Raw genomic sequence first — 12960 nt, 5'->3', positions numbered from 1 at the left:
CTGGGGGCGTCTTTCAGCGCCTGCCGGTCAGCAGGCGTTCGAGGACGACGGCGACGCCGTCGTCCTCGTTCGTCAGGGTCAACTCGTCGGCCACGCATTTGAGTTCGTCATGGGCGTTGGCCATGGCCACCCCGTGCGCCGCCCACAGGAACATGGGGATGTCGTTGGGCATGTCCCCGAAGGCGACCGTGTCGGCGGCGGTCAGGCCGAGCCGCTCGGCGGCCAGCGCGAGCCCGGTCGCCTTGGTCACCCCGCACGGCTGGAGCTCCACGGTGCCGGGCCCCGACATGGTCACGGTCGCCAGCGAGCCGACCGCGTCCCGCGCGACGGCCGCCAGCGCGTCGTCCGCCAGCGCCGGGTGGCGCAGCAGCACCTTGCTGATGGGCTCCTCCCACAGCACGTCACGCGCGGGCACGCGGACCGCGGGCAGCGTGGGGTGCGGCATCTCGTACCCCGGCTCGATGAGGGTGAGGCCCTCCACACCGTCCTGGTCCACGGCCGCGTAGAGCTCCCCGACCTCCGCCTCGATCTTGCCGAGCGCGGCCTCGGCGAGCTCCCGGTCGAGCGTCACCGACCACTCCATGCGGTGCGCCCCCGCGTCGTAGAGCTGCGCGCCCTGCCCGCACACGGCCAGGCCGTCGTACCCGAGCGCGTCGAAGAGCGGACGCACCCTCGGCGCGGGCCGCCCCGTCACCACGAGGTGCCGGGCCCCCGCCCCGCCCACCGCGGCCAGCGCCCGCCGCGACCGGTCCGAGACCGTGTCGTCGCCGCGCAGCAGCGTCCCGTCCAGGTCAGTGGCGATGAGTGCATATGCGAGGGGAGCGGCCATGATCCAGAGAATACGGATCCTGGGCCCCTCCGGAAGCTGCTTGGCAAGGTACGTACGCGACTGGCCGGGACCCCGCCGCCAGGGTTCACCAGAAAGTGGAAGGTTCCATTCCGTTTTCGAATCCGCGGTGCGGTCCGCCCCGGCTCTGTCCTGCCAAAAGACGTACTGCCGCAACAGGGCCCCGCACACGTAACGTGTGGCACACCCCTATGGAAAGCGAGGCAGGTACGCATGTCCGAGCAGACCCCGCTCGACCCGGCCGCCGGTGACTCCACCGACCTCCCCGGAGGCGGTCGCACCGGTCTTCCCGAGGGCGGCTCCACCGGTCTTCCCGAAGGCGATCCCTTCGGCCTGCCCGAGGGCGACCCCTTCGGTCCGCACAACCTTCCCTACGGCGTGTTCTCCCTGGCCGGCGAGGCGCCCAACCGGCGCAGGGTCGGGGTACGGCTCGGCTCGTACGTCCTGGACGCGGGCGCCGCGGCCGCCGCGCTCGGCTCCCCCTACGTCTCGCTCCTGGCCCGCCCCACGCTGAACGCCCTGCTCTCCGCGGGCCGCACCGCCTGGTCCGACGTCCGCCGGGCCCTGACGGCGTGGGTGACGGTGCCCTCGCACCGCGACGCCGTACGCCCCCTGCTGCACCCCCTCTCCGACGTGACCCTGCACCTGCCCTTCGAGGTCGCGGACTACGTCGACTTCTACGCCTCCGAGCACCACGCGACCCACCTCGGCAAGATGTTCCGCCCGGACGCGCCGGCCCCGCTGACGCCCAACTGGAAGCACCTGCCGATCGGTTACCACGGCCGGTCCGGCACCGTCGTGGTCTCCGGGACCGACGTCGTGCGCCCGTCGGGCCAGCGCAAGACGCCCGCCGACGAGGTCCCCGTCTTCGGCCCCTCGGTCCGGCTCGACATCGAGGCCGAGGTGGGCTTCGTGGTCGGCGCCGCCTCCGAGCACGGAACTCCCGTCCCCCTGGCGGACTTCCGCGAGCACGTCTTCGGCGTCACCCTGCTCAACGACTGGTCCGCCCGCGACATCCAGGCCTGGGAGTACGTCCCGCTCGGCCCCTTCCTCGGGAAGTCCTTCGCCACCTCGGTGTCCGCGTGGATCACCCCGCTGGAGGCCCTGGAGTCGGCGCGGATCGCACCCCCGGAGCGCACGCACGCGCTGCTGCCCTACCTGGACGACTCCGCCGAGTCCGTCGCGGACGAGCCCGGCGGCTACGACCTGCGCATCACGGTCACCCTCAACGGCCAGGTCATCTCCGAGCCGCCGTTCTCCACGGTGTACTGGACGGCGGCCCAGCAGCTGGCGCACATGACGGTGAACGGCGCCTCGCTGCGCACCGGTGACCTCTACGGCTCGGGCACGGTCAGCGGCCCCGAGCCCGGCCAGTACGGCTCGCTCATCGAGCTCACCTGGAACGGCCGCGACCCCCTCGAACTGCCCGACGGCAAGCGGACGTTCCTGGAGGACGGCGACGTCGTCACCCTCTCGGCCTGGGCACCGGGCCCGCACGGCACGAAGGTCGCCCTCGGCGAGGTGACGGGCCGGATCACCGCCGCCCGCTGACCTGCGGGCCGACCCGCCCCGTGCCCGGCGCCCGACCTTTACGGGTGGCGGGCACGGGCGGCGGCCCCCGGCGCCGAGCCCGGCCCACGGCCCGCTAGGACGCCCAGTCCGGCTCCTCGTCGCCCCAGTCCGGCTCCACCTCGTCGCTCCACGCGGGCTCCCCCGCACCGGGGGCCTGCCCGCCGGCAACGGCACCGGACGCGGCCCCGTCACCGGCAGGCGCCCCGCCCTGAGCAGGCACCCCTCCCTGGAACTCCGCCACGACGCCGACCACACCCTCGCCGTACGTCGCCCGCTTCTTCTCGCCCACTCCGCTGATGCCCGCCAGATCCGCCACGGACGTGGGGCGCAGCGACGCGATCTCCCGGAGCGTGGCGTCATGGAAGATCACATACGCGGGGACGCCCTGCTCCTTGGCCTGCGCGGCACGCCAGGCCCGCAGCGCCTCGAAGAGCGGCACGGCCTCCTGGGGCAGCTCCGCGACCGCCGCCGCCGACTTCGCCTTGCGCTCGCCCTTGGCCGTCCGCGCGACCGCGGCCCGCTTCGGCTCCTTGCGCAGCCGCACCTCGCGCTCCTTGCCGAGGACGGAGCCGCTCGTCTCGGTGAGCACCAGCGTGCCGTACTCCCCCTCGACCGCGATCAGGCCCTGCGCCAGCAACTGGCGGACGACGCCCCGCCATTCGCCCTCCGCCAGCTCCTCGCCGATACCGAAGACGGAGAGCTGGTCGTGGTCGAACTGGATGACCTTCGCCGTCTTCTTGCCCAGCAGGATGTCGATGATCTGGCCCGTGCCGAACTTCTGGCCGCGCTCGCGCTGCAGCCGCACGACCGTGGACAGCACCTTCTGCGCCGCCACCGTGCCGTCCCAGGTCTCGGGCGGGCTCAGGCAGGTGTCGCAGTTCCCGCAGGACTGGGCCGCCGCCTCCTGGCCGAAATAGGTGAGGAGCTGGGCCCTGCGGCACTGCGCGGTCTCACAGAGGGCCAGCATGGAATCCAGGTGCGAGGCCGCCCGGCGCCGGAACGCCTCGTCGCCCTCGCCGCCCTGGATGAGCTTGCGCTGCTGGACGACGTCCTGGAGGCCGTACGCCATCCAGGCCGTGGAGGGCAGGCCGTCGCGGCCCGCGCGGCCGGTCTCCTGGTAGTACCCCTCGACGGACTTGGGCAGGTCGAGGTGGGCGACGAAGCGGACGTCCGGCTTGTCGATGCCCATGCCGAAGGCGATCGTGGCGCAGACCACGAGGCCCTCCTCCCGCAGGAAGCGGGACTGGTGCGCCGCGCGGGTGCCCGCGTCCAGGCCCGCGTGGTACGGGACGGCCTCGATGCCGTTCTTGCAGAGGAACTCGGCGGTCTTCTCGACCGAATTGCGCGAGAGGCAGTAGACGATGCCCGCGTCGCCCGCGTGCTCCTCCTTGAGGAAGGCCAGGAGCTGCTTCTTCGGCTCGGCCTTCGGCACGATGCGGTACTGGATGTTGGGCCGGTCGAAGCTCGCCACGAAGTGCTTGGCGTCCGGCATGCCGAGCCGCTCGGTGATCTCCCGGTGCGTGGCGTGCGTGGCCGTCGCGGTGAGGGCGATCCGCGGCACGTCGGGCCAGCGCTCGCCGAGGAGCGAGAGGGCCAGGTAGTCCGGGCGGAAGTCGTGGCCCCATTGCGCGACGCAGTGCGCCTCGTCGATGGCGAAGACGGAGATCTTGGCGCGCCCCAGGAGCTCCAGGGTGGTGTCGAGGCGCAGCCGCTCCGGCGCCAGATAGAGCACGTCGAGCTCGCCCGCGAGGAACTCGGCCTCCATCACCCGGCGCTCGTCGAAGTCCTGCGTGGAGTTGATGAACCCGGCGCGCACGCCGAGCGCCCGCAGCGCGTCCACCTGGTCCTGCATGAGCGCGATGAGCGGGGAGACCACCACGCCCGTGCCGCCCCTGACCAGGGCCGGGATCTGGTAGCACAGGGACTTGCCGCCGCCGGTCGGCATGAGGACCACGGCATCCCCGCCGGCCACCACGTGGTCGATGATCGCTTCCTGCTCGCCGCGGAAGGCGTCGTACCCGAAGACGCGGTGGAGCGTGCGCAGCGCGTCGCTCTGCGTCACGGTGCCGGTCTCCGCGCCCGGCGCCGAAGCCGACGCCGTCACCTCACTCATGTCTGTCCCATCCATCGCCCTGTCCCCCGCCGTACGTCCTGCCTCGACCACTGCCCTCCACGATAGGGCTCCCCACCGACACCTCGGAAAGTTATCCACAGGCCGCCGCCCGGCACCCCTTCTCGGGATGCCGGGCGGCGACAGGTGTGCGAACGGATCCGGCCTACCGGACGAAGACACCCGCCTGGTTCGCCAGGTCCAGGAAGTACTGCGGGGCCACGCCCAGGACCAGCGTCACCGCGACGCCGACCCCGATCGCCGTCATCGTCAGCGGCGAGGGCACGGCGACCGTGGGGCCGTCCGCCTTCGGCTCGCTGAAGAACATCAGGACGATCACCCGGATGTAGAAGAACGCGGCGATCGCCGACGACAGGACACCGACCACGACCAGCGCGCCCGCGCCGCCCTCGGCCGCCGCCTTGAAGACCGCGAACTTCCCGGCGAAGCCGGAGGTCAGCGGGATGCCGGCGAAGGCGAGCAGGAAGACCGCGAAGACCGCGGCGACCAGGGGCGACCTGCGGCCGAGCCCCGCCCATTTGGACAGGTGCGTGGCCTCGCCCCCCGCGTCCCGCACCAGGGTGACGACGGCGAAGGCGCCGATGGTCACGAAGGAGTAGGCACCCAGGTAGAAGAGGACGGAGGAGATGCCGTCCGGGGTGGTCGCGATGACACCGGCCAGGATGAAGCCGGCGTGCGCGATGGAGGAGTACGCCAGGAGCCGCTTGATGTCGGTCTGCGTGATCGCGATGATCGCGCCGCCCAGCATCGTGACGACCGCGATGCCCCACATGACCGGCCGCCAGTCCCAGCGCAGGCCGGGCAGGACCACGTAGAGGAGACGGAGCAGGGCGCCGAACGCGGCCACCTTCGTCGCCGCCGCCATGAAGCCGGTGACCGGCGTCGGGGCGCCCTGGTAGACGTCGGGGGTCCACATGTGGAACGGCACCGCGCCGACCTTGAAGAGCAGCCCCATCACCACCATCGCGACGCCGATCAGGAGCAGCGCGTCATTGCCCATGGTGTCGGCGAGCGCCGGGTCCACCGTCTTCACGTTGCCCTCGACGACGTTCGCGACCGTGGCGTACGACACGGAGCCCGCGTACCCGTACAGGAGCGCGATGCCGAAGAGCGTGAACGCCGAGGCGAAGGCGCCGAGCAGGAAGTACTTGACGGCGGCTTCCTGCGACATGAGGCGCTTGCGGCGGGCGAGCGCGCACAGCAGGTACAGCGGCAGGGAGAAGACTTCCAGCGCGATGAACAGCGTCAGGAGGTCGTTGGCCGCGGGGAAGACGAGCATGCCGCCGATGGCGAAGAGCGCCAGCGGGAACACCTCGGTGGTGGTGAATCCGGCCTTGGTGGCGGCCTGTTCGCCCTCGCTGCCCGGCACGGAGCCGGCCTGCGCCACGAAGGAGTCGACGCGGTTGCCGTGCGCCACCGGATCGAGGCGCCGCTCGGCGAAGGTGAAGATCGCGACGATTCCGGTGAGCAGGATCGTGCCCTGGAGGAACAGCGCGGGCCCGTCGACCGCGATCGCGCCCATGGCCGCGACCTGTGCCTTGGTGGTGCCGAAGCCCCGGGCCGCGAGCCCGACCACCGCGGCGAAGGCGGCGGCCAGGGCGACCACGGAGACGAACAGCTGCACGTAGTAACGGGACTTGCGCGGGACGAAGGCTTCGATGAGCACTCCGATGACGGCCGCGCCGATGACGATCAACGTCGGCGACAGCTGCCCGTACTCGATGTTGGGCGCGTCGATCTTGTCGATCGGATCGGCCGCCGTTGTCCACAGGCTGTGGACGGCTGATGCGCTCACTTGGCCGCCTCCACCTCGGGCTGGGGGTCCTTCTTCTGTACGTCGGACATCGTGTGCTCGACCGCCGGGTTCACCAGGTCGGTGAGCGGCTTGGGGTAGACGCCGAGGCCGATCAGGAGGGCGATCAGCGGTGCCACGACGACCAGTTCACGCACCCGCAGGTCGGGCATGGCGGAGACCTCCGCCTTGACCGGGCCCGTCATCGTCCGCTGGTACAGGACGAGGGTGTAGAGCGCGGCGAGCACGATGCCGACGGTCGCGATGATCCCGACCACCGGGTAGCGCGCGAACGCGCCGACCAGGACCAGGAACTCACTCACGAAGGGGGCGAGCCCGGGCAGCGAGAGGGTGGCGAGGCCGCCGATCAGGAAGGTGCCGGCGAGCACCGGGGCGACCTTCTGCACGCCGCCGTAGTCGGCGATGAGCCGCGAGCCGCGCCGCGAGATCAGGAAGCCGGCCACCAGCATCAGCGCGGCGGTCGAGATGCCGTGGTTGACCATGTAGAGCGTGGCGCCGGACTGGCCCTGGGAGGTCATCGCGAAGATGCCGAGGACGATGAACCCGAAGTGCGAGATCGACGCGTACGCCACCAGGCGCTTGATGTCGCGCTGGCCGACCGCGAGCAGCGCGCCGTAGATGATGCTGATCAGGGCGAGGACGAGGATGACCGGCGTCGCCCACTCGCTCGCCTCGGGGAAGAGCCCGAGGCAGAAGCGGAGCATCGCGAACGTGCCGACCTTGTCGACCACGGCGGTGATCAGCACGGCGACGGGTGCGGTGGACTCGCCCATCGCGTTCGGCAGCCAGGTGTGCAGCGGCCACAGCGGGGCCTTCACCGCGAAGGCGAAGAAGAAGCCGAGGAAGAGCCACCGCTCGGTGTTGGTCGCCATGTCGAGCGTGCCGTTGGCGCGGGCCTCGGCGATCTCCTGGAGCGAGAAGTTCCCCGCGACCACGTAGAGCCCGATGACCGCGGCCAGCATGATCAGGCCGCCGACCAGGTTGTAGAGGAGGAACTTCACGGCCGCGTACGAGCGCTGCGCCGAGGCGTTCTCGTCCGAGCCGGCGTGGGCCCGGTCGCCGAAGCCGCCGATGAGGAAGTACATCGGGATGAGCATGGCTTCGAAGAAGATGTAGAAGAGGAAGACGTCGGTGGCCTCGAAGGAGATGATCACCATCGCCTCGACGGCCAGGATCAGGGCGAAGAAGCCCTGGGTCGGCCGCCACCGCGACGACTTGGTCTCCAGGGGATCGGCGTCGTGCCAGCCGGCCAGGATGATGAAGGGGATCAGGAGGGCGGTGAGCGCGACGAGGGCGACACCGATGCCGTCCACGCCGAGCTCGTACCGCACCCCGAAGTCCTTGATCCAGGGGTGCGATTCGGTCAGTTGATAGCGGTCGCCGTCGGGGTCGAACCGCACGAGCACGGCGACCGCGAGGCCGAGCGTGGCGAGCGAGACGAGCAGCGCGAGCCACTTGGCGGCGCTCCGCCGGGCGGCCGGGACGGCTGCCGTGGCGATCGCGCCGACCGCGGGCAGGACCGCCGTCGCTGTCAGCAGGGGAAAGGACATCGGTATCAGACCGCCCTCATCAGCAGGGTCGCGGCGATGAGTACCGCGGCGCCCCCGAACATCGAGACCGCGTAGGAGCGGGCGTAGCCGTTCTGCAGTTTGCGCAGCCGTCCGGAGAGGCCGCCGACCGAGGCCGCCGTGCCGTTGACGACTCCGTCGACCAGGGTGTGGTCGACGTACACCAGGGACCGCGTCAGGTGCTCGCCGCCGCGCACCAGGACGACGTGGTTGAAGTCGTCCTGGAGGAGGTCGCGGCGGGCGGCGCGGGTGAGGACCGAGCCGCGCGGGGCGGTGACCGGGACGGGCCGGCGGCCGTACTGGACGTAGGCCAGGGCGACGCCGATGACGAGGACCACCATGGTGGCGCCGGTGACGGTGGCCGCGCTCAGCGGCGAGTCGCCGTGGTCGTGGCCGGTGACCGGCTCCAGCCAGTGCATGAAGCGGTCGCCGATGGAGAAGAAGCCGCCCGCGAAGACCGAGCCGAAGGCGAGCACGATCATCGGGATCGTCATGGACCGGGGCGACTCGTGCGGGTGCGGCGCGTGGCCCTCGGCGTCGGGCTGCCAGCGCTTCTCGCCGAAGAAGGTCATGATCATCACGCGCGTCATGTAGTACGCGGTGATGGCCGCGCCGAGGAGCGCCACCGAGCCGAGGATCCAGCCCTCCGTGCCGCCCTTGGCGAACGCCGCCTCGATGATCTTGTCCTTGGAGAAGAAGCCGGACAGGCCGGGGAAGCCGATGATCGCCAGATAGCCGAGACCGAAGGTCACGAAGGTGACCGGCATGTACTTCCTGAGGCCGCCGTACTTGCGCATGTCGACCTCGTCGTTCATGCCGTGCATGACCGAACCGGCGCCGAGGAAGAGCCCGGCCTTGAAGAAGCCGTGCGTCACCAGGTGCATGATCGCGAAGACGTAGCCGATGGGGCCGAGGCCCGCGGCCAGGATCATGTAGCCGATCTGGGACATCGTCGAGCCGGCGAGGGCCTTCTTGATGTCGTCCTTCGCGCAACCGACGATCGCACCGAACAGCAGCGTGACGGCACCGACGACGGTGACGACCAGCTGCGCGTCCGGGGCGCCGTCGAAGATCGCGCCGGAGCGGACGATCAGGTAGACGCCCGCGGTCACCATCGTCGCCGCGTGGATGAGGGCCGAGACCGGGGTCGGGCCCTCCATCGCGTCGCCGAGCCAGGACTGCAGCGGCACCTGGGCGGACTTGCCGCACGCGGCGAGCAGCAGCATCAGGCCGATCGCGGTGAGCTTGCCCTCGCTCGTCTCGCCCGTGGCCTCCAGGACGGGCCCGAAGGCGAACGTCCCGAAGGTGGTGAACATCAGCATGATGGCGATCGACAGGCCCATGTCGCCGACCCGGTTGACCAGGAAGGCCTTCTTCGCGGCGGTGGCCGCGCTGGGCTTGTGCTGCCAGAAGCCGATCAGGAGGTAGGAGGCGAGGCCCACGCCCTCCCACCCGACGTACAGGAGCAGGTAGTTGTCGGCGAGCACCAGCAGGAGCATCGCCGCGAGGAACAGGTTCAGGTAGCCGAAGAAGCGGCGGCGCCGCTCGTCGTGCTCCATGTACCCGATGGAGTAGACGTGGATCAGCGTGCCGACACCGGAGATCAGCAGGACGAACGTCATCGACAGCTGGTCGAGCTGGAAGGCGACGTCGGCCTGGAAGCCCTCGACGGGGATCCAGCTGAACAGGTGCTGCGACAGCGAGCGTTCCTCGCCGTCCTTGCCCAGCATGTCGGCGAACAGCACGACGGCGATCACGAAGGAGCCGGCCGCGAGCAGCGTGCCGAGCCAGTGGCCCACGCGGTCCAGGGCCCGCCCGCCGCACAGCAGTACGGCCGCTCCGAGCAACGGCGCCGCGACGAGCAGCGCAATCAGGTTCTCAGTATTCACGGTTCCTGCGACCCCTTACAGCTTCATCAGGCTGGCGTCGTCGACCGAGGCCGAGTGGCGGGAGCGGAACAGCGACACGATGATCGCGAGCCCGACCACGACCTCCGCGGCGGCGACGACCATCGTGAAGAACGCGATGATCTGGCCGTCGAGGTTGCCGTGCATCCGGGAGAAGGCCACGAACGCGAGGTTGCAGGCGTTGAGCATGAGCTCGATGCACATGAACACCACGATCGCGTTCCGCCGGATGAGCACGCCGGTCGCGCCGATCGTGAACAGCAGTGCCGCGAGGTAGAGGTAGTTGACGGGGTTCACTTCGACGCCTCCTCGGTCCGGCCGACGTCACTGCTGCGCAGGTCGGGCCGCTCCAGGCGGTCCGCGGAGCGCTGCTCCAGGGCCCGCAGGTCGTCCAGCGCCTCGGTGGAGACGTCACGGATCTGGCCGCGCTCGCGCAGCGTCTGATTGACCGTGAGCTCCGAGGGGGTGCCGTCGGGGAGCAGGCCCGCGATGTCCACGGCGTTGTGCCGGGCGTAGACGCCGGGGGCGGGCAGCGGCGGCAGGTGCTTGCCCTCGCGCACGCGCTCCTCGGACCGCTCGCGCTGGGTCTTGGCACGCTCCGTGCGCTCGCGGTGGGTGAGCACCATCGCGCCGACCGTGGCCGTGATGAGCAGGGCGCCGGTGATCTCGAAGGCGAAGACGTACTTGGTGAAGATGAGCCCCGCGAGGCCCTCCACATTGCCGCCGGAGTTCGCCTTGGCGAGGCCGTTGAACTCGTTCATCGAGGCGTTGCCGATGCCCGCGAAGAGCAGGACCGCGAAGCCGAGGCCGCACAGGGCGGCCAGCCAGCGCTGCCCCTTGATGGTCTCCTTCAGGGAGTCGGCGGCGGTGACGCCGACGAGCATGACCACGAAGAGGAAGAGCATCATGATCGCGCCGGTGTAGACGACGACCTGGACGATGCCGAGGAAGTAGGCGCCGTTGGCCAGGTAGAACACCGCGAGGATGATCATGGTCCCGGCCAGGCAGAGCGCGCTGTGCACGGCCTTCTTCATGAGGATGGTGCACAGGGCGCCGATCACCGCGACCGTGCCGAGCACCCAGAACTGGAAGGCCTCGCCGGTGGAGGTGGAGTAGGCGGCGAGCTGCGTCATCATCGGATCACCTGCTCCGACGCCGGCTCGCCGTCCCCGAAGTCCGCGGCCGCCTCCTGGGGCGTCTCGCCCTTGGAGAGGGCGGGCTGCGGCACCGTGCCGGGTGCGGCCTCGGTGACCAGGCCCCGGTAGTAGTCCTGCTCGTCCGTGCCGGGGAAGATCGCGTGCGGCGAGTCGACCATGCCGTCCTCGAGGCCCGCGAGCAACTGCTCCTTGGTGTAGATGAGGTTCTCGCGGCTGCTGTCGGCCAGCTCGAACTCGTTCGTCATCGTCAGCGCGCGCGTGGGGCACGCCTCGATGCACAGGCCGCACAGGATGCAGCGGGCGTAGTTGATCTGGTAGACGCGGCCGTAGCGCTCGCCGGGCGAGTACCTCTCCTCGTCCGTGTTGTCCGCGCCCTCCACATAGATGGCGTCCGCGGGACAGGCCCAGGCGCAGAGCTCACAGCCGACGCACTTCTCCAGGCCGTCCGGATGGCGGTTCAGCTGGTGCCTGCCGTGGAAGCGGGGAGCGGTGGTCTTCTGCTGCTCCGGATACTGCTCGGTCAGCCGCTTCTTGAACATGGCCTTGAAGGTCACGCCGAAGCCCGCGACGGGGTTCTGGAACCCCTGCTTCGATTGGTTCGACTCGTGTGACTCCTGGTTCGACTCAGCCATCGGACGCCTCCTTTCCGTCACTTCGGGTTCCGTCACTTTGAGTATCCGGTCCACCACTGACAATCAGCTCCCGCTCCTGGCGCGAGCGCCGGCGCGGTACGGGTGGCAGGGTCTGGCCCGGCAGGGGCGGCACGGGGAATCCGCCCGCCATCGGGTCGAAGGCGACCGGCTCCTCGTCCTCGGCGGCTGCCTTCTCGCGCTTGTCGCGGAAGATGTCCACGACCACGGAGAGCAACAGGAGCGCGATGACCCCGCCGCCCACATAGAGCGCGATCGAGGCGAAGTCGTAGTCCTCGTTCCGCATCGCCCGGACCGTGGCGACGAGCATCAGCCAGACGACCGAGACCGGGATCAGGACCTTCCAGCCGAGCTTCATCAGCTGGTCGTAGCGCACGCGGGGCAGCGTGCCGCGCAGCCAGATGAAGAAGAACAGCAACAGCTGGACCTTGATCACGAACCAGAGCATCGGCCACCAGCCGTGGTTCGCGCCCTCCCAGAACGTGCTGACCGGGTACGGGGCCCGCCAGCCGCCCAGGAAGAGGGTGACCGAGACCGCCGAGACGGTGACCATGTTGACGTACTCGGCAAGCATGAACAGCGCGAACTTGATGGAGGAGTACTCGGTGTTGAAGCCACCGACGAGGTCGCCCTCGGACTCCGGCATGTCGAACGGCGCACGGTTGGTCTCGCCGACCATCGTGATGATGTAGATGATGAACGAGACCGGCAACAGCAGCACGTACCAGCGGTCCGCCTGTGCCTCGACGATCGCCGACGTCGACATCGACCCGGAGTAGAGGAAGACGGAGGCGAAGGCCGCGCCCATCGCGATCTCGTACGAGATCATCTGCGCGCACGAGCGCAGGCCGCCGAGCAGCGGATACGTGGATCCGGAGCTCCAGCCCGCGAGGACGATGCCGTAGATGCCGACGGAGGCGACCGCGAGGATGTAGAGCATCGCGATCGGCAGGTCGGTGAGCTGCATCGTGGTGCGGTGGCCGAAGATCGAGACTTCGTTGCCCGCGGGCCCGAAGGGGATCACCGCGATCGCCATGAAGGCCGGGATCGCGGCGATGATCGGCGCAAGGATGTAGACCACCTTGTCCGCGCGCTTGACGATCACGTCTTCCTTGAGCATCAGCTTCACGCCGTCCGCGAGGGACTGCAGCATCCCCCAGGGGCCGTGCCGGTTGGGGCCGATGCGCAGCTGCATCCAGGCGACGACCTTGCGCTCCCAGACGATGGAGAAGAGCACCGTCACCATCAGGAACGCGAAGCAGAAGACCGCCTTGAGGGCGACCAGCCACCAGGGGTCGCGGCCGAACATGGACAG

The 12960-nt window shown here is 69.9% G+C and carries 10 protein-coding genes; 1 reads left to right on the top strand and 9 read right to left on the bottom strand.

The window, feature by feature from the left end:
- Nucleotides 1-13 precede the first annotated feature (13 nt).
- On the bottom strand, nucleotides 14-829 hold the full coding sequence (locus ACFYXE_RS00760; protein ID WP_361165112.1) for an HAD family hydrolase: 816 nt from the start codon (nucleotides 827-829) through the stop codon (nucleotides 14-16).
- 231 nt (nucleotides 830-1060) lie between these two features.
- On the opposite strand from ACFYXE_RS00760, the gene fahA reads away from it, so the two are divergent.
- The gene (gene fahA / locus ACFYXE_RS00755) at nucleotides 1061-2398 is read left to right on the top strand and encodes a fumarylacetoacetase (protein WP_361165501.1); all 1338 of its coding nucleotides are present in this window, start codon (nucleotides 1061-1063) and stop codon (nucleotides 2396-2398) included.
- Nucleotides 2399-2492: 94 nt separating this feature from the next.
- On the opposite strand, the gene recQ is transcribed toward fahA, so the two are convergent.
- From recQ to nuoH, 8 genes are all read right to left on the bottom strand, one after another.
- Complete coding sequence (gene recQ, locus ACFYXE_RS00750; protein WP_389307690.1) at nucleotides 2493-4532, bottom strand: DNA helicase RecQ; 2040 nt, start codon at nucleotides 4530-4532, stop codon at nucleotides 2493-2495.
- Nucleotides 4533-4695: 163 nt separating this feature from the next.
- Complete coding sequence (nuoN, locus tag ACFYXE_RS00745; RefSeq protein ID WP_361165495.1) at nucleotides 4696-6345, bottom strand: NADH-quinone oxidoreductase subunit NuoN; 1650 nt, start codon at nucleotides 6343-6345, stop codon at nucleotides 4696-4698.
- Nucleotides 6342-7913 (bottom strand): NADH-quinone oxidoreductase subunit M, encoded by a 1572-nt coding sequence (locus ACFYXE_RS00740; RefSeq protein WP_361165492.1) that lies wholly within the window; start codon nucleotides 7911-7913, stop codon nucleotides 6342-6344. Before ACFYXE_RS00740 ends, nuoN begins: the two co-directional genes overlap by 4 nt.
- A gap of 5 nt (nucleotides 7914-7918) precedes the next feature.
- On the bottom strand, nucleotides 7919-9820 hold the full coding sequence (gene nuoL / locus ACFYXE_RS00735) for an NADH-quinone oxidoreductase subunit L (protein ID WP_361165489.1): 1902 nt from the start codon (nucleotides 9818-9820) through the stop codon (nucleotides 7919-7921).
- 15 nt (nucleotides 9821-9835) lie between these two features.
- Entirely contained in the window at nucleotides 9836-10135 is a 300-nt protein-coding gene (nuoK, locus tag ACFYXE_RS00730; RefSeq protein WP_003974374.1) for an NADH-quinone oxidoreductase subunit NuoK, read from the bottom strand.
- Complete coding sequence (locus ACFYXE_RS00725; RefSeq protein ID WP_389307687.1) at nucleotides 10132-10974, bottom strand: NADH-quinone oxidoreductase subunit J; 843 nt, start codon at nucleotides 10972-10974, stop codon at nucleotides 10132-10134. The genes nuoK and ACFYXE_RS00725 overlap by 4 nt, the downstream gene beginning before the upstream one ends.
- Nucleotides 10971-11627, bottom strand: a complete 657-nt coding sequence (gene nuoI, locus ACFYXE_RS00720) for an NADH-quinone oxidoreductase subunit NuoI (RefSeq protein ID WP_361165483.1) — start codon at nucleotides 11625-11627, stop codon at nucleotides 10971-10973. The genes ACFYXE_RS00725 and nuoI overlap by 4 nt, the downstream gene beginning before the upstream one ends.
- On the bottom strand, nucleotides 11620-12954 hold the full coding sequence (gene nuoH / locus ACFYXE_RS00715; RefSeq protein ID WP_389309425.1) for an NADH-quinone oxidoreductase subunit NuoH: 1335 nt from the start codon (nucleotides 12952-12954) through the stop codon (nucleotides 11620-11622). The genes nuoI and nuoH overlap by 8 nt, the downstream gene beginning before the upstream one ends.
- Nucleotides 12955-12960 lie beyond the last annotated feature (6 nt).

This window comes from Streptomyces sp. NPDC002564 (assembly GCF_042889645.1).
Classification (GTDB): domain Bacteria; phylum Actinomycetota; class Actinomycetes; order Streptomycetales; family Streptomycetaceae; genus Streptomyces.
The sequence above is the reverse complement of the archived record's forward strand: the minus strand, read 5'-3'. Positions and strand labels throughout refer to the sequence as shown.

Bases quoted from the DNA above. Each gene is read 5' to 3' on its own strand.
- ACFYXE_RS00760 (WP_361165112.1), bottom strand. From the start codon at position 829: ATGGCCGCTCCCCTCGCATATGCACTCATCGCCACTGACCTGGACGGG.
- fahA (WP_361165501.1), top strand. From the start codon at position 1,061: ATGTCCGAGCAGACCCCGCTCGACCCGGCCGCCGGTGACTCCACCGAC.
- recQ (WP_389307690.1), bottom strand. From the start codon at position 4,532: ATGAGTGAGGTGACGGCGTCGGCTTCGGCGCCGGGCGCGGAGACCGGC.
- ACFYXE_RS00740 (WP_361165492.1), bottom strand. From the start codon at position 7,913: ATGTCCTTTCCCCTGCTGACAGCGACGGCGGTCCTGCCCGCGGTCGGC.
- ACFYXE_RS00725 (WP_389307687.1), bottom strand. From the start codon at position 10,974: ATGATGACGCAGCTCGCCGCCTACTCCACCTCCACCGGCGAGGCCTTC.
- nuoI (WP_361165483.1), bottom strand. From the start codon at position 11,627: ATGGCTGAGTCGAACCAGGAGTCACACGAGTCGAACCAATCGAAGCAG.
- nuoH (WP_389309425.1), bottom strand. From the start codon at position 12,954: ATGTTCGGCCGCGACCCCTGGTGGCTGGTCGCCCTCAAGGCGGTCTTC.